Raw genomic sequence first — 15,475 nt, forward strand, 5'->3', positions numbered from 1 at the left:
GAACAGTGGCAGCGACCGCGGACGACACCGAAGAGCACATGGGGATGCCGGGCGCGGTGCCCGGCCCGCGACGCCGGGGACCCGGCCGGATCGCCACGGCGGTCAGTGTCTTCGGTGAACTCCTCATCACGGCGGGTCTGGTGCTCGGCCTGTTCGTCGTCTACTCCCTGTGGTGGACGAACGTCGTGGCCGACCGCGAGGCGCACAAGCAGGCCGACAAGGTGCGTCACAACTGGGCCCAGGACACCGGTGGTCCCGGCGCGCTGGACACCAAGAACGGCATCGGCTTCCTGCACGTACCGTCCATGAAGAACGGCGAGGTGCTGGTCGAGAAGGGCACGTCGACGGAGGTCCTGAACAACGGCGTGGCCGGCTACTACACCGACCCGGTCAAGGCGACGCTCCCCATGTCCGGCAAGACGGGCAACTTCACCCTCGCCGCGCACCGTGACGGGCACGGCGCCAAGTTCCACAACATCGACAAGATGAAGAAGGGCGACCCGATCGTCTTCGAGACGAAGGACAAGTGGTACGTCTACAAGACCTACGCCGTCCTCCCGGAGACGTCGAAGTACAACATCGAGGTCCTCGCCCAGGTCCCCGGGGAATCCGGCAAGAAGAAGCCGGGCCACTACATCACGTTGACTACGTGCACGCCGGTATATACGTCTCGGTACCGGTATGTGGTGTGGGGGGAGCTGGTGCGGGTGGAGAAGGTGGACGGGGAGCGGACGGTGCCGAGGGAACTGCGCTGACTTGTTCGAGAGTGACACGCTGGCACTCTCGAGATGAGCTGGGCCCGAAGCCGCAACTACCTTTTGCGACTTCGGGCCCTTTGGGATGACGCCGTGCCTACTCCAGAACCTTCAGCGGTTCCCCGGCGCTCCACTCCTCCAGCATGCCGCGGTGTACGGCGGTGATACCGGCCTCGGCGGCGATGTGGGTGATGCGTTGGTCGATGCGGTCGTCGAGGGAGGGCGGGGCTGTGGCGACGGAGTTATCCACAGGCTGTGTGCGAGGAGGTGCACACGCACCTGACGTGCGACTTCGCTGTCCCGGAGCAGCATGGCGACGTTGAGGACGGCTCGGCGGGAGAACAGGGCCAGTGCCCTGGAACGTGACTGGATCCCACTGACCCCCTTAAAGAGGGCCAGTCGTTTGCCTGTCAGGACCTGGTAGCAACCGCGTGAGGGGTGATGTCCCTCACGCGGTTTTGTTCACAACGGTGTGGATCAGCCGCCGCCGAAGAGGCCTCCGTTGTCGCCTCCGTTGTTGCCGTTGCCGTTGCCGCTGATGGTCGTCAGCGTGATCTGCGTGGCGGCAGGATCGTCGACCTGTTGGTTCGGCTTCGGGTCCTGATCGGTGACGATCGCCGCGTCACTGCCGTCGCTACCGGGCCCGAACTGGATGTTGGTGAAGCCCTGGGCGTTGAGGAGCTGTTTGGCCATGGCCACGGGCCGCCCACGGACGTCCGGCACCTGAGTCTTCTTCTGCAGCTTGCCGACGTTGATCGTCACTTGGCTGTTCTTGTCGGCCTTCTGGCCCGCCTGCAGCGAGGTCGAGATGACCTTGCCGTCCTGGTTCGGGTCGGTGGTGGGCGTGTCGACACAGTTGCCGACCAGGTTGCTCTCCGTCATCTGGGCCCTGGCCTCGTCGCAGGTGCGGCCGATGACGTCGGGGACGGTGGCCCTGTCGGCCTCCTTGGCGACCGTGAGGGTGATCGTGGAGCCCTTCTCGACCTCTGTGTCGCCGGACGGGTTCTGGTCGATGACGACATCCGGGGTCTGGTCGGAGACCTCGGTCTTCTTCTCGACCTTGAATCCCTTGTCCTCGAGCTGGGACTGGGCCTTGTCGAAGGTGAGGCCCTTCACGTCCGGCACCGAGACCTTCGGCGCCCCCGTCGACACCACCAGGTTGACCGTGTCGTTCTTCTTCACGTCCGTGCCGGGCGTCGGGTCCTGCGAGCAGACCTTGCCCTTGGGCTGGTTCTCGCACTCCTTGTTGGTGAACGACAGGTTGAGGCCGACGTTGTCGGCCATCTTCGTGGCCGTCGCCTTCGTCGATCCGACGAAGTTCGGGGCGGCGAACGTGTCGTTGCTCGTGTCGTTCCCGCTGAAGGCCCACTTCCCGATCAGGATCGCGCCGATCAGGACGAGGATGCCCGCGACCACGAGGAGGACCGTCGAGGTGTTGTTCTTCTTCGACTGGCGGCGCCGGTCGCGGCGCTCGTCGTAGCCGAAGCCACCGTCGTCCGGGTTCATCGGCGGGAGCATCGACGTGGCTGCCGCGCCGGGGTCCGTGCGCAGGGCGGTGGTCGGCTGGTCGTCGGGGTAGGCGCCGTAGCCGACCGCGCCCATGGCCGCCGTCGCCGCAACGGGCTGGCCGTCGAGGCAGGCCTCGATGTCGGCGCGCATCTCGTCGGCGGACTGGTAGCGGTAGTTCGGGTCCTTGACCAGTGCCTTCAGGACGATGGCGTCCATCTCGGGCGTGATCTCGGGGTCGAAGACGGACGGTGACTGCGGTTCCTCGCGGACGTGCTGGTAGGCCACCGCGACCGGGGAGTCGCCCACGAAGGGGGGCCGTACCGTCAGCAGCTCGTAGAGGAGGCAGCCCGTCGAATAGAGGTCCGAGCGGGCGTCGACCTGCTCGCCCTTGGCCTGTTCCGGTGAGAGGTACTGGGCCGTGCCGATGACCGCCGCCGTCTGTGTCATCGTCATGCCGGAGTCGCCCATGGCGCGGGCGATGCCGAAGTCCATGACCTTGACCTGGCCGTTGCGCGTCAGCATGACGTTCGCGGGCTTGATGTCGCGGTGGACGATGCCGTTGCGGTGGGCGTACTCGAGGCCCTGGAGGATGCCGACGGTCATCTCCATGGCCCGTTCCGGCAGCAGCTTGCGGCCGGAGTGGAGCAGCTCACGGAGCGTGGAGCCGTCGACGTACTCCATGACGATGTACGGGATCGAGACCCCGTCGATGTAGTCCTCGCCCGTGTCGTAGACCGCGACGATCGCGGGATGGTTGAGCGAGGCGGCCGACTGGGCCTCCCGGCGGAACCGGGCCTGGAAGGACGGATCGCGCGCGAGGTCCGCGCGCAGCGTCTTCACCGCCACGGTGCGGCCGAGCCGGGTGTCATGCGCGAGGTAGACCTCCGCCATGCCACCACGGCCGAGCACCTGGCCCAGCTCGTACCGGCCGCCGAGGCGACGCGGCTCTTCCATAGCTACCTACCAGCCCTCTCCGTCGGTCCCGGCCGGCACATGGTGTGCGGCCGGAGGCTGCCGTCCGGGCCTACCGTACCCGGATCGCATTGTGTGACCTGGCCAAGCCCGTGACCCGATACAGGACCGGTATCGCAACGTGCACCGATGTGAAGGGGACGTGATCGGGGTCACTTCTTGGAGTTGATGACCGCCTCCATCACGCTCTTCGCGATCGGCGCGGCGAGACCGCCACCGGAGATGTCGTCCCGGTTGGCCTGGTCGTCCTCGATCACCACGGCCACGGCGACCGGCGAGCTGCCGTCGCTCGTCTTGGCGTAGGAGAGGAACCAGGCGTAGGGGTTCTCGCTGTTCTCGACGCCGTGCTGGGCGGTACCGGTCTTGCCGCCCACGGTGACGCCGGGGATCTGTGCGCTCTTGCCGGTGCCGTCCTTGACGACCGTCTCCATCATCGACTGCAGGATCTGCGCGTTTTTCGAGGTCAGCGGCTGGCTGAGTTCCTGCGGATCGGTCTGCGCGACGGTGTCGAGGTTGGACGACTGGAGCTTGTCGACCATGTACGGCTTCATCAGCTTGCCGTCGTTGGCGACCGCCGAGGCGACCATGGCCATCTGCAGCGGGGTGGCGGCGGTGTTGAACTGGCCGATCGAGGACAGCGCGGTCTGCGACTGGTTCATGTTGTCGGAGAACACCGAGGCGCTGGACCGGGTCGGGGTGAACTGCTCGGCGTCGAAGCCGAACTTCTTCGCCTCTGCCAGCATCTTGTCGTTGCCGAGGTCGGCACCGATCTTGCCGAAGACGCTGTTGCAGGAGTACTGGAGCGCGACCCGCATTGTTGCGTTCTTGCAGGGGATGTTGCCCTCGTTCTTCAGCGGGGTTGTGGTACCGGGCATGATCCAGGGCAGCGGCGAGTCGGTCTTCTCGTCCGCGGAGGTGTACTTGCCGTTCTCCAGCGCGGCTGCGGCGGTGACCACCTTGAAGGTGGAGCCCGGCGGGTAGGTCTCGCGCAGCGCCCGGTTGAGCATCGGGTCGTTGGGGTCGTACTTCTTCTGCAGGTTCTTCCAGGCCTTGGCGTCGGTGTCCGAGTTACCCGCGAAGGACGAGGGGTCGTACGACGGGAACGAGGCGAGGGCCAGGATCTTGCCGGTGGCCGGGTCGAGGGCGACGACGGCACCCTTGCCGCCCTGGGCCTTCAGCCCGTTGTACGCGGCCTTCTGCGCGGCGGCGTTGAGCGTCGTGACGATGTTGCCGCCCTGCTTCGGCTTGCCGGTGACCATGTCGAGGGTGTTGCGGAAGAACAGCCGGTCGTCGGTGCCGGTGAGTATGCCGTCCTCGATGGACTCCAGCTGGTTGGCGCCGAAGGCCTGGGAGGCGTACCCGGTGACCGGTGCCCACATGGGGCCGTTCTGGTAGGTGCGCTTGTACTTCAGGTCGTTGACACCGGACTTGCTGGTCACGGTGGACCCGGTGATGGGGTCGCCGCCGGAGACGATGATGTCGCCTCGCGGGGTGGAGTAGCGGGCGATGGTGACCCGGCGGTTCTTGGGGTCTTCCTTGAGGCCGTCGGCCTTGACGTACTGGAGCCAGTTGTCCCGTAGCAGCAGGGTGAGGACGAGGAGGCCGCAGAAGATCGCGATCCGGCGCAGGGGCTTGTTCATGACGGGCGGACCACCTGGGTCATCTCGGCGTCGGGGTTGGCGGCGGGGGCGGGCGCCGGTCGGCGAGCGGTGTCGCTGATGCGGATCAGGATGCCGATGAGCGCCCAGTTGGCCAGCACGGAGGAACCGCCGTAGGCGAGGAACGGCATCGTCATACCGGTGAGCGGAATGAGCCCCATGACACCGCCAGCCACGACGAAGATCTGCAGGCCGAAGGCGCCGGACAGGCCGACGGCGAGGAGCTTGCCGAACGGGTCGCGGGCGGCGAGGGCGGTGCGCACACCGCGCTCCACGATCAGGCCGTACAGCAGCAGGATCGCCATGATGCCGGCCAGGCCCAGCTCTTCGCCGAAGGTGGCGAGGATGAAGTCGGAGTTGGCGGCGAACCTGATCAGATCGGAGTGACCCTGGCCCCAGCCGCTGCCGAGAGTGCCGCCCGAACCGAACGCCCACAGGGCCTGCTGGGCCTGTTCGGAGTGGCCCCCCACTCCCTGCTGACTGAGCGTGTACTCCTTCATCGGGTCGAGCCAGGCCTGGACGCGCTGCTGGACGTGCGGTTCGAAGCTGGCCACACCGACCGCGCCGACCGCGGACATCAGCAGACCGAAGACGATCCAGCTGGTCCGCTCGGTGGCGACGTACAGCATGATGACGAACATTCCGAAGAACAGCAGCGACGTACCGAGGTCCGTCTCGAAGACCAGGATGAGGATCGAGATGAACCAGACGACGAGGATCGGGCCGAGGTCGCGGCCGCGCGGCAGGTACAGGCCCATGAAGCGGCGACTGGCGAGGGCCAGCGCGTCCCGCTTGACCATCAGATAGCCGGCGAAGAACACGGCCAGCACGATCTTCGCGAACTCACCGGGCTGGAGCGAGCCCAGGCCGGGGACCCGGATCCAGATCTTGGCGCCGTAGATGTTGGCCCCGAGGCCCGGTACCAGCGGCAGCAGGAGCAGAACGAGCGCGGCGAACATGGAGATGTAGGTGTAGCGCTGCAGGACCCGATGGTCCTTCATGAAGGCCAGCACGACGGCGAAGAGGGCGATGCCCATGGCCGTGTACAGCAGCTGGCGGGGCGCGGCCGTGACAAAGGTGGGCAGCGACTGGAGCAGCTTCGACTGGTCGAGCCGCCAGATGCACACCAGACCGAGCCCGTTGAGTAGGACGGCCAGCGGCAGCAGCAACGGGTCCGCGTACGGTGCGAACTTCCGTACGACGAGATGGGCGACGCCGGCGAGGAGGCCGAGGCCGAGGCCGTAGGCCAGCAGGCCGGCGGGCACCGAGTCGTTGATGGCCAGGCCCACGTTGGCGTAGGCGAACACCGGGATGGCGACCGCGAACACCAGCAGCGCGAGCTCGGTGTTGCGTCGGCTCGGTGCGCCGATGGCGCCGATCGTGGACGTGTGGTTCGTCGGGGAAGTACTGCTCATCGTGTGACAGGGCCTCTCACGGCTTGCCTACTGCTTACCGCACAGCGAGACGACCTTCTGCTCATCCTCCGAGAGGGTGGGGCCGGGGCTGGGGGTCGCGGACGGGGTCGTGGACGGAGACTGCGAAGGTGCCGAAGCGGACGGGTTCGGTGACGGAGATGCCTTGGACGTGAAGGACGTCCGGCTGGTTCCGGTGGTTCCACCGGCCTGGCCCTGGCCCGTCTTGGCGTTGCTCTCGCTCCCGGCGGCCTGGCGCTGGGCCTCCTTCTTGCATGCGGAGGCCTGGACGGCCAGTTCCTGGACCTTCGACCGGGCGTCGTTCAGACCGCCCTCAGCGATGGTGGCCTTGACCTGCTTCTGCTGGTAGGGCGGCAGGTACTTGAGTTCGATCTCGGGGTGGTCCTTCTCCACCTTCGACAGCGACACCCAGGCCAGGTCCTGGCTGATGCCCTGGTACAGCGTGACGTGTTCGCCCTTGGTGCCGACGTAGTACTGGGTCTGCGTCCAGCGGTAGCCGCCGTACAGGCCGCCGCCGATCACGCCGAGGGCGAGGATGCCGTAGAAGGATCTCTTCAGCCAGCGGCGGCCGCCGCGCGGTTTGACGAAGTCGTCGTCGGTGTAGTCGCCGAAGCTGCCCGCCGGGACGTAGCCGGTGGTGTCGCCGCTGCCGGGCGGGCCGAACTCGCCGCCGCCCTGGCCGGGCACCTGGCGGCCGAGGTGCGAGGCGCGGCCGGCCGGGGTCTGCATGATGCCGTTGTCGTGCAGGTGGTTCTGGTTCTCGGCGACCGCGCCGACCACCACGGGGGTGTCGGACAGCTGGCCGGCGAGGGTGTCTCCGGTGTCCAGGTCGAGGACGTCGGCGATGATGACGGTGATGTTGTCGGGGCCGCCGCCGCGCAGTGCGAGCTGGATCAGTTCCTGGACGGTCTCCTGCGGGCCCTGGTAGCTGGCGAGGGTCTCCTCCATCGTCTGGTGGGAGACGACGCCGGAGAGGCCGTCGGAGCAGATCAGATAGCGGTCGCCGGCGCGGACTTCGCGGATGGAGAGGTCGGGTTCGACGTGGTCGCCGCTGCCGAGCGCGCGCATGAGGAGCGAGCGCTGTGGGTGGGTGGTGGCCTCTTCCTCGGTGATCCGGCCCTCGTCGACGAGCCGCTGCACCCAGGTGTGGTCCTGGGTGATCTGCGTGAGGACGCCGTCGCGCAGCAGGTAGGCGCGGGAGTCGCCGACGTGCACGAGCCCGAGCCGCTGCCCGGTCCACAGCAGGGCGGTCAGGGTCGTCCCCATGCCTTCGAGCTGGGGGTCCTCCTCGACCATGGAGCGCAGCTGGTCGTTGGCGCGCTGTACGGCGGCGCCGAGGGAGGTGAGGATGTCGGAGCCGGGCACGTCGTCGTCGAGCGTGACCAGGGTGGAGATCACCTCGGAGGAGGCGACCTCACCGGCGGCCTGGCCGCCCATGCCGTCGGCGATGGCGAGCAGCCGCGGACCGGCGTAGCCGGAGTCCTCGTTGCCCTCCCGGATCATCCCTTTGTGCGATCCGGCGGCGAAGCGCAGTGACAGACTCATGCGCACCTCGCCCGTCGGCTCCGGGTACATCCGCACGGTGCCCACCCTCCGGTCGGGAGCGCGCCGACGGCCGCCGTGAGGCGGTACGCCGTTGCGTGCTCGCTCCGCTCGCTCATTGTCGTACTACTTCCGCAGCTCGATGACGGTCTTGCCGATGCGGATCGGCGCGCCCAGCGGGATCGGTGTGGGGGTCGTCAGCCGGGACCGGTCCAGGTACGTGCCGTTGGTGGATCCGAGGTCCTCGACGATCCACTGACCGTCACGGTCGGGGTAGATCCTGGCATGGCGGCTGGAGGCGTAGTCGTCGTCCAGCACGATCGTGGAGTCGTGTGCGCGGCCCAGGGTGATCGTCTGGCCCTGGAGCGCGACGGTGGTGCCGGTGAGGGTGCCCTCGGAGACGACCAGCTTGGTGGGGGCGTTGCGCCGCTGGCGGCCGCCGCCCTGCTGGGCGCGCTGCTGCGGGGGCGTGGCCTGCTGCCGGGCGGGCTGCTGCTGGCGCCCGGCGTCCCTACGCGATCCGCGCTGGGTGACGCGCGTACCGAACAGGTCGCTGCGGATGACCTGCACGGCCACGATCACGAACAGCCACAGTACGGCCAGGAAACCCAGCCGCATGACCGTGAGGGTCAGCTCTGACATTGCCCCCGCTTCACCCTTCGGCTTGCCGGTAAATGATGGTGGTGCTGCCCACGACGATCCGCGAGCCGTCGCGGAGCGTAGCGCGGGTGGTGTGCTGTCCGTCCACCACGATGCCGTTGGTGGATCCGAGATCCTGGATCGTCGAGGGCGTTCCGGTCCGGATCTCACAGTGCCGGCGGGAGACGCCGGGGTCGTCGATCCGCACGTCGGCCTCGGTGCTGCGGCCCAGCACCAGCGTCGGGCGGGAGATCTGGTGGCGGGTGCCGTTGATCTCGATCCAGTAGCGCATGCGTCCGCCGGCCGTGGGGGCGGCCGGGGGCCGCTGGGCCGCGGGCTGCGGATAGCCGTAGCCACCGGGCCGGGAGCCGGGCGGCGGCGAGGACGGCATCGGGGGTGCTCCGGCGGGCGTGGCCGACGGGTAGCCGTAGCCGCCCGGGGCGCCGCCGGGGCCGGGGCGGCCGGGTGCGGCGGCGGGCGGGGCCTGCTGGCTGCTGGAGGAGGCGAGCGTACGGCTGCGGACCCGGTACAGGCCGGTGTCCAGGTCGTCCGCCTTCTCCAGGTTGACCTTGATCGGCCCCATGAAGGTGTAGCGCTGCTGCTTGGCGTAGTCGCGGACCATGCCGGCGAGCTCGTCGCCGAGCTGGCCCGAGTAGGGGCTGAGGCGCTCGTAGTCCGGTGCGCTCAGCTCCACGATGAAGTCGTTGGGTACGACGGTCCGGTCGCGGTTCCAGATCGTCGCGTTGTTGTCGCACTCCCGCTGGAGCGCGCCGGCGATCTCGACGGGCTGGACCTCGGACTTGAACACCTTGGCGAAGGTGCCGTTGACCAGACCTTCGAGACGTTGCTCGAACTTCTTCAGGACTCCCATGGGGCACCTCCTCCATCGTCGCCGTACTGCCTGCTGTACCGCTGTCGCCTGTACTGCTCTGCCTGGTACTGCTTACTGATCGTATCCACGCGCCCGGCAATCAGCCGGTTCCCCCAGCGCCTCCCCTCCGAACCCTTCCTGCCAAGGATCGTAGAGGCGGCCGAAGACCAGTGTCCCGCACCCGACCGTCCGCTCGGTCCGCCTCCTGGGGAGATGGGCGTGACCGGTACGAGGTTGATACGTGAACCGTTCCACGTTGAGACGTGGCGGCCGCCTCCGGCGTCACGCGGCCCTCGTGGGGGTGCGGCGGCGGCCGGGGCGGGCCTTCGGTGGCGGCCTGGTCAGGGATCCGGCGTAGGCCCTGGCCTCGGATCAGGCCTCGGATCCGGCCCGGATAAGGGATGTGAATCCACCCTCTACGGCATGCTAATCTTCTGCATGTCGGAAGGCGGCGGCCCCAAAAGGCCGGAGCCGGAGGACACACCCAATGCGCGGGTGGCGGAATAGGCAGACGCGCTGGATTCAGGTTCCAGTGCCCGCAAGGGCGTGGGGGTTCAACTCCCCCCTCGCGCACAGAGGCTACGGGCCCATCGCTTCGGCGGTGGGCCCGTTGGCGTGTGTACGGAGCGCGGTGCGAGGGGTTGGAGCGGGTCTCCGGGCGGGACTTGGGGACTGCTCTTGTTCTTTCCTACTTCTCACCTGGGGCGTGAGGTATCTCACGGCGGTCTGAGCCGGCCGGAACTCTCCACTCAGGATGCGGACTCTGCTTCCGGGGAGGGCGGCAAAGAGTCGACCACGAAGGTCCCCAGGCCGACCTCGCCCCGGGTCCAGCCCTGTTCCCGTACATGACGCATGGCCTTCGCCGCTGTCGCGTTCACCACGCCGAACTCCTGGGCGATCTCCAGGGTGGACGGCACACGGCTGCCAGGCGGATACGTGCCGTCCTTGATACGCCGGATGATCTCCGCGGCGATCTGCCGCCACAACGCCCGGGTGCGGTCGAGGTCCATAGTTTCAGCGTGGGTGACCATGGCATTCCATGCATCCGTAGTTATCTACGGTCATCCACGCTATGTTGAACTCCGAACACAGAGCGGCCCCGACGGGAAGCGGCTACTTCCTCACCGGGGCCTGAGCCGACTGAACTGGAGTCGACCTATGCGCAGCCTAGTGGCGGCCATTCTGAGCCCTCTCTCCCTGGCGGCCGCCGTATGAGCGCCCCGCGTCCCCGCAGCCTCGGTGTCGACCCCGCCACCGGCAAGGAGGCGTTCGTCGTCGCGCGGCCCGGCGGGTTTCTGGAGGCGTTGGCGGATGTGTATGCCCTGGAGACCGCTGCCGTTCTCGTGGCGGTCGTCAAAGCCGTACTCGAGGCCGGTGAGGCGTCGGACGTCGAACTCGCCGCGCTCGTACGGCCGTTGCACGCAGCGCTCGAAGAATGCGTCGGCATGATGGCCGTGAACGGTGAGGAGTGATACGGAGTCGGCCTCGACGATCACCGTCACGGGCCCGAAGGACCCGATCGCCAAGGGCGACCACGTCACCCTGACGGCGACGGGCGACCAGATCGGCGGCGACAACACCGCCCCGTTCACGATCCCGGTCGCGGACCCGGCGTCCCACGTCTGGACCTCCAGCGACCCGAAGGTCGCCTCTGTGGACCGCTCCACGGGCGCCCTGACCGCCCACCGCCCCGGCACGGTCACCGTCTCGGTGACGTCCGGCGGCGTGACGGGCAGCGCGCAGGTCGTCGTTCAGTGACCTGAGGTACGGGTCTGGTGACCTGATGCATGACGGGGTGCCCGGAGGGTTCCGGGCACCCCGTCGGCGTTCTGCGGACTGCCCGCCCGCCCAAGTACGGGCCGGGGACGGGGGCGTGGAGTTTTCCACAGGTGGGCAGTTGTCCACAGGGTCTGACGCGTTGTGGCGAGCGGCTGTACGGTCGGGGCGAGTTGATGTTCGGGCGCGCGGGTGTACGGGGGAGGCGGTCGCAGTGACCGAGGCCGGTGTGGGAGCGACGGGTGCGGCGACCGGGGCGGTGCCGAGGCTGCCCAGGGCGCGGGGCTTCGCCCAGTGGCCGCACCAGGGGTCGCCGAAGGAGGAGGGCAAGGCGCTGCGGTCGAGCGTCCCGCGCCGCGCGCACAGCGCCCTCGACGCGGACGGCTCCCGCCCCGACGCGGTGAGCGCGGTAGAGGAGTCCAACCAGGGCCGCATCGCGAGGCTCACGCCGATACGGGTGGGCAGGATGGCCGCGACCCCCTTCGCGTTCCTGCGCGGCTCGGCAGGCCTCATGGCGTACGACCTCGCGCGCACCCCCATGACCCGGATCGCCGCCCAGATATGCGGCGACGCCCACGCGGCCAACTTCGGCCTGTACGGCGACGCCCGCGGCGACCTGGTGATCGACCTGAACGACTTCGACGAGACGGTGCGCGGCCCCTGGGAGTGGGACCTCAAGCGGCTGGCCGCCTCCCTGGTGCTGGCCGGACGGGAGGCGGGCGCCGACGAGGACACCTGCCGCAAGGCGGCGTACGACGCGGTGGGCGCGTACCGGCGCACCATGCGTCTGCTCGCCAAGCTGCCGGTCCTGGACGCGTGGAACGCCATCGCGGACGAGGAACTCGTCTCGCACACCGACGCGCATGACCTGCTCGGCACGCTGGAGCGGGTCTCGGAGAAGGCGCGCGCCAACACCAGCGGACGGTTCGCGGCGAAGTCGACCGAGCCGACCGAGGAGGGCGGGCGCCGCTTCGTCGACGCCCCGCCGGTGCTGCAGCGGGTGCCGGACCCGGAGGCGGCCGAGGTGGTGGCGTCCCTGGAGCAGTATGTGACGACCGTCTCCGAGGACCGTCTCCCGCTGCTCGCCCGGCACGCGGTGCAGGACGTGGCGTTCCGGGTGGTCGGCACGGGCAGCGTGGGCACCCGTTCGTACGTCGTCCTGCTCCTGGACCACCGCGGCCAGCCGCTCGTCCTCCAGGTGAAGGAGGCCCGCCCCTCGGCGCTGGTCCCGCATCTGGCGACGGCCGGGTTCGAGGCCGCGCCGGTCGACCACGAGGGCCGCCGGGTGGTCCTCGGCCAGAAGCGGATGCAGGTGGTCAGCGACATCCTGCTCGGCTGGACGACGGTCGAGGGCCGCCCCTTCCAGGTCCGCCAGTTCCGCAACCGCAAGGGCAGCGTCGACCCCGCCGCGCTCGCCGCCGACCAGGTCGACGACTACGGCCGGATGACCGGCGCGCTCCTGGCCCGCGCCCACTCCCACAGCGCCGACCCGCGCCTGATCGCCGGGTACTGCGGCAAGAACGACGAGCTGGACGAGGCGATAGCCACGTTCGCCGTCCGCTACGCCGACCGCACGGAGGCGGACCACGCGGAGCTGACGGCGGCGGTGCGGGCCGGGCGGATCGCGGCGGAGCTGGACGTGTGAGGCGCGCGAGGTGTGAGGGGCGTGTGGGGCCGGATGCGGGTCGCGCAGGCCGGTGAGGTACATGGAGCCGAGCGGGGGTGAGGGGAGTGGCAGGGTTCCTCGACCTGGGCCCTGTCCGGCGCCGCGGTCCGGCCGGTGGCCGGGGAGGCCCGTGCTTCGGGCCACCGTGGGCGCGGGGTTTCGGCCGTGGCCTAGGCTGGGCGGATGACGACCCCGGAAGCTGAGCAGTCCCAGGCGCCACGGCCCGAGGAACGGCTGGAGCGTGCCGTGCGGGCCGCCGAGCAGGCGCTGATCGAGTTCGAGATCGCGGTGGAGACCTTCCGCGTCGAAGTCGAGAACTTCTCCCGCCTGCATGAGCAGAAGCTCGGTCCCATGTACTCGCGGCTGGAGGAACTGGACGCCCGGATCGCCGAGGTCAAGGCGGCCCGTACGGGCGATCCGGAGGACATCCGGCTCGCCGAGGAGCTGCGGGAGCGGGTCATGCCCATACCCGGCGTGGAGGAGCTGCTGCACGGCTGGATGGACGGGCACGGCCTGTTCCCGGAGGCCACCTCGATGCTCACGGAACAGGAGGTGCGGCCCCCGCAGCGGGTGCGCCCCAGCGAGGAGGCCCGCCGCTTCTACCGCGAGCTGGCCCGCAAGGCCCACCCGGACCTGGCGCAGGAGGAGGGCGAGCGGCAGCGGCGCGAGGAGTTCCTCACCCGGGTCAACGCCGCCTACGCCCGCGGGGACGAGGCCCTGCTGCGGGAGCTGGCCGAGGAGTGGGCCGCGGGTCCGGCCCCAGCCGAGCGGCCCCCGAGCCGCAGCGAGGAGCTCTACGCCCGCCTCGAGTGGCTGGCCGAGCGCAAGGAACTGCTCACGCTGGTCGCCCGGGAGCTGGAGAACAGCGCGATCGCCTCGATGCTGCGGCTGGCGCCCGAGGACCCCGACAGCCTCCTCGAGGAGATCGCCGAGAAGCTCCGGGCCGACGTGATCGAGCGCGAGGCGCAGCTGGCGGGGCTGCTGGCGCAGGAGTAGCGGAGGTGGCGGCCGGGCACGCCGGTCACCTTCGTCGCGCGGTCGGGTAGCGTCGGGGGCATGAGTTTCGGAGCTGGTGTGCCCACGGTCGAGGTCACGGACCTCAAGGACGGCGACTTCCTGCTGGACGTCCGCGAGGACGACGAGTGGCAGGCCGGCCACGCCGAAGGGGCGCTGCACATCCCCATCAGCGAGTTCGTGGCCCGTTACGGCGAGCTGACCGAGGCGGCCCCGCAGGACGGCCGTATCCATGTGATCTGCCGTTCCGGTGGACGCTCGGCCCAGGTCACGATGTATCTGGCCCAGCAGGGCATCGACGCCGTGAACGTCGACGGCGGCATGCAGGTCTGGCAGGCGGCGGGCCGTCCCGTCGTCACCGACGAGGGCCTGCCCGGCCACGTTCTCTAGGCCGGCTCCGAGAACCGGCGACCGCGGGCCGGGTCCGGGACGGACCGTTCCGGTCAGCCCAGGGGATGGGTGGCCGGCAGGTCGCCCAGGGTCTCCTCGTAGGCGGCCGCCGGGCCGAGCGACAGCTCCAGTTGCTTGGCCCAGGCGTGGTAGCGGTGCAGGGCGTAGCCGGTGTCGGCGCCGAACCCGCCGTGCAGATGCTGCGCCGTCTGCACGACGCGCCGTACGCCCTCCGCGGCCCAGATCTTCGCCACGGCGACATCCCCGGCGACGGGCAGTGTGCCCGGCGGCCCCGAGGCGATCCGCCACGCGGCCTGCCACAGTGTGGCCTCCATCGCGCGCAGGTCGATGTAGCGGTCGGCGGCCTGGACGGCCACGGCCTGGAAGGTCGCGATCGGATGCCCGAACTGCTCGCGTTTGCCGGTGTATTCGCTCGTCATCCGCAGTACTCGCTCACCCAGCCCGAGCGCCAGCGCGCATGTGCCGGTGGCCAGCAGGCCGCGCAGCCACTCCCAGGCACCCTCCGCCTCGATGACGTCCCGGGCCGCGATCCGGGCGGATTCCAGGCGCAGTTCGCCGAGGCGCTCCCCACTGGTGGAGACCTGCTCGGCGAGGACGGCTCCTGCGTGGCCGTGCGGCACCAGCGCGAGGACGGTCCGGCCGGCACCGGTGTGGGCGGGGACGACGACGAGGTCGGCGCCGTACGCCCACGGCACGGCCGTCTGCACCCCGTCCAGCACCCACATGCCACCGTCCCGCCGTGCGCTCACGGCGAGTTCGGCCGGGTCGTGTCCGGTACGGCCGCTCGCGGCGACGGTCAGCACCGGCTCGCCGCGCCCGGCCCGGGCCGTCAGCTCGGCCGCCGACTCCTTCGCCCCGTAGGCCTGTACGGCCGCCGTGGCCGCGCTGTGCTCCAGGAGCGGCACCCGCGCGGACTCCCGCAGCACCAGGCACAGCGCGATGGCGTCCAGCCCGGACCCGCCGTGTTCCGGGGCGAGCGGCAGGCTCAGCAGGTCCGCGTCGGCGAGCTTCGCCCACAGCGCCCGGTCGAAGTCGTCGGCCACGGCGCCGGTGGTCAGCGCGGGGCTGGGCACCGAGTCCGGGGCCACCCCGGCGAACACTCCCCGGGCCGCCTCGGCCGCCGCCAGCTGCTCCTCGGTGAAGGTGAAGTCCACGGTTCTGTCCTTCCTGCGGATCGGCCATCTGACGGTCCGTCAAGATAGAACAGGCTCTAGAAGAAGAAAACGGTG

15 protein-coding genes and 1 tRNA gene are annotated in these 15,475 nt (G+C 69.5%); 7 read left to right on the forward strand and 9 right to left on the reverse strand.

Annotated elements, in window-relative coordinates; translation table 11 throughout:
- Positions 1 to 5: 5 nt before the first annotated feature.
- On the forward strand, positions 6 to 755 hold the full coding sequence (locus tag IEZ19_RS13800) for a class E sortase (protein ID WP_189311439.1): 750 nt from the start codon (positions 6 to 8) through the stop codon (positions 753 to 755).
- A gap of 97 nt (positions 756 to 852) precedes the next feature.
- On the opposite strand, the gene IEZ19_RS53035 is transcribed toward IEZ19_RS13800, so the two are convergent.
- The 7 genes from IEZ19_RS53035 to IEZ19_RS13835 form a co-directional block, all read right to left on the reverse strand.
- On the reverse strand, positions 853 to 1,005 hold the full coding sequence (locus IEZ19_RS53035; protein WP_308428960.1) for a hypothetical protein: 153 nt from the start codon (positions 1,003 to 1,005) through the stop codon (positions 853 to 855).
- A gap of 227 nt (positions 1,006 to 1,232) precedes the next feature.
- Positions 1,233 to 3,218: a Stk1 family PASTA domain-containing Ser/Thr kinase gene (gene pknB, locus IEZ19_RS13810; protein WP_189311440.1), complete on the reverse strand. Its 1,986-nt coding sequence runs from the start codon at positions 3,216 to 3,218 to the stop codon at positions 1,233 to 1,235.
- Positions 3,219 to 3,388: 170 nt separating this feature from the next.
- Complete coding sequence (locus tag IEZ19_RS13815) at positions 3,389 to 4,876, reverse strand: peptidoglycan D,D-transpeptidase FtsI family protein (RefSeq protein WP_189311441.1); 1,488 nt, start codon at positions 4,874 to 4,876, stop codon at positions 3,389 to 3,391.
- The gene (locus IEZ19_RS13820; RefSeq protein ID WP_189311442.1) at positions 4,873 to 6,309 is read right to left on the reverse strand and encodes an FtsW/RodA/SpoVE family cell cycle protein; all 1,437 of its coding nucleotides are present in this window, start codon (positions 6,307 to 6,309) and stop codon (positions 4,873 to 4,875) included. The genes IEZ19_RS13815 and IEZ19_RS13820 overlap by 4 nt, the downstream gene beginning before the upstream one ends.
- A gap of 27 nt (positions 6,310 to 6,336) precedes the next feature.
- Entirely contained in the window at positions 6,337 to 7,872 is a 1,536-nt protein-coding gene (locus IEZ19_RS13825; protein ID WP_229840305.1) for a Stp1/IreP family PP2C-type Ser/Thr phosphatase, read from the reverse strand.
- 123 nt (positions 7,873 to 7,995) lie between these two features.
- Positions 7,996 to 8,511, reverse strand: coding sequence for an FHA domain-containing protein FhaB/FipA (locus IEZ19_RS13830; protein WP_189311443.1), 516 nt, complete (start codon positions 8,509 to 8,511; stop codon positions 7,996 to 7,998).
- A 10-nt stretch (positions 8,512 to 8,521) separates the two neighbouring features.
- Positions 8,522 to 9,379, reverse strand: coding sequence for an FHA domain-containing protein (locus IEZ19_RS13835; protein ID WP_189311444.1), 858 nt, complete (start codon positions 9,377 to 9,379; stop codon positions 8,522 to 8,524).
- Between the two features lie 489 nt (positions 9,380 to 9,868).
- Here IEZ19_RS13835 and IEZ19_RS13840 point away from each other — a divergent pair.
- A tRNA-Leu gene (locus IEZ19_RS13840) sits at positions 9,869 to 9,952 on the forward strand.
- A 176-nt stretch (positions 9,953 to 10,128) separates the two neighbouring features.
- Here IEZ19_RS13840 and IEZ19_RS13845 read toward each other — a convergent pair.
- Complete coding sequence (locus tag IEZ19_RS13845; RefSeq protein ID WP_229840306.1) at positions 10,129 to 10,389, reverse strand: GntR family transcriptional regulator; 261 nt, start codon at positions 10,387 to 10,389, stop codon at positions 10,129 to 10,131.
- A gap of 201 nt (positions 10,390 to 10,590) precedes the next feature.
- Between IEZ19_RS13845 and IEZ19_RS13850 the strand changes: the two genes are divergently transcribed.
- The 5 genes from IEZ19_RS13850 (at position 10,591) to IEZ19_RS13870 (ending at position 14,225) form a co-directional block, all read left to right on the forward strand.
- Positions 10,591 to 10,851 carry a hypothetical protein gene (locus IEZ19_RS13850; protein WP_189311446.1) on the forward strand — a complete coding sequence of 87 codons (261 nt, stop codon included), beginning with the start codon at positions 10,591 to 10,593 and terminating at the stop codon, positions 10,849 to 10,851.
- Positions 10,841 to 11,137: an Ig-like domain-containing protein gene (locus IEZ19_RS13855; protein ID WP_189311447.1), complete on the forward strand. Its 297-nt coding sequence runs from the start codon at positions 10,841 to 10,843 to the stop codon at positions 11,135 to 11,137. Before IEZ19_RS13850 ends, IEZ19_RS13855 begins: the two co-directional genes overlap by 11 nt.
- Positions 11,138 to 11,369: 232 nt before the next feature.
- On the forward strand, positions 11,370 to 12,800 hold the full coding sequence (locus IEZ19_RS13860) for a DUF2252 domain-containing protein (protein ID WP_189311448.1): 1,431 nt from the start codon (positions 11,370 to 11,372) through the stop codon (positions 12,798 to 12,800).
- A gap of 204 nt (positions 12,801 to 13,004) precedes the next feature.
- Entirely contained in the window at positions 13,005 to 13,817 is an 813-nt protein-coding gene (locus tag IEZ19_RS13865; protein ID WP_189311449.1) for a hypothetical protein, read from the forward strand.
- A gap of 78 nt (positions 13,818 to 13,895) precedes the next feature.
- The gene (locus tag IEZ19_RS13870) at positions 13,896 to 14,225 is read left to right on the forward strand and encodes a rhodanese-like domain-containing protein (RefSeq protein WP_189311568.1); all 330 of its coding nucleotides are present in this window, start codon (positions 13,896 to 13,898) and stop codon (positions 14,223 to 14,225) included.
- A 53-nt stretch (positions 14,226 to 14,278) separates the two neighbouring features.
- On the opposite strand, the gene IEZ19_RS13875 is transcribed toward IEZ19_RS13870, so the two are convergent.
- A complete protein-coding gene (locus tag IEZ19_RS13875) occupies positions 14,279 to 15,400 on the reverse strand; it encodes an acyl-CoA dehydrogenase family protein (RefSeq protein ID WP_189311450.1) in 1,122 nt (373 codons plus the stop codon).
- Positions 15,401 to 15,475: the final 75 nt, after the last annotated feature.

This window comes from Streptomyces brasiliensis (assembly GCF_014647875.1).
Lineage (GTDB): Bacteria > Actinomycetota > Actinomycetes > Streptomycetales > Streptomycetaceae > Streptomyces > Streptomyces brasiliensis.

Bases quoted from the DNA above. Each gene is read 5' to 3' on its own strand.
- IEZ19_RS13830 (WP_189311443.1), bottom strand. From the start codon at position 8,511: ATGTCAGAGCTGACCCTCACGGTCATGCGGCTGGGTTTCCTGGCCGTA.
- pknB (WP_189311440.1), bottom strand. From the start codon at position 3,218: ATGGAAGAGCCGCGTCGCCTCGGCGGCCGGTACGAGCTGGGCCAGGTG.
- IEZ19_RS13825 (WP_229840305.1), bottom strand. From the start codon at position 7,872: ATGAGTCTGTCACTGCGCTTCGCCGCCGGATCGCACAAAGGGATGATC.
- IEZ19_RS13865 (WP_189311449.1), top strand. From the start codon at position 13,005: ATGACGACCCCGGAAGCTGAGCAGTCCCAGGCGCCACGGCCCGAGGAA.
- IEZ19_RS13845 (WP_229840306.1), bottom strand. From the start codon at position 10,389: ATGGACCTCGACCGCACCCGGGCGTTGTGGCGGCAGATCGCCGCGGAG.
- IEZ19_RS13815 (WP_189311441.1), bottom strand. From the start codon at position 4,876: ATGAACAAGCCCCTGCGCCGGATCGCGATCTTCTGCGGCCTCCTCGTC.
- IEZ19_RS13820 (WP_189311442.1), bottom strand. From the start codon at position 6,309: ATGAGCAGTACTTCCCCGACGAACCACACGTCCACGATCGGCGCCATC.
- IEZ19_RS13850 (WP_189311446.1), top strand. From the start codon at position 10,591: ATGAGCGCCCCGCGTCCCCGCAGCCTCGGTGTCGACCCCGCCACCGGC.
- IEZ19_RS13835 (WP_189311444.1), bottom strand. From the start codon at position 9,379: ATGGGAGTCCTGAAGAAGTTCGAGCAACGTCTCGAAGGTCTGGTCAAC.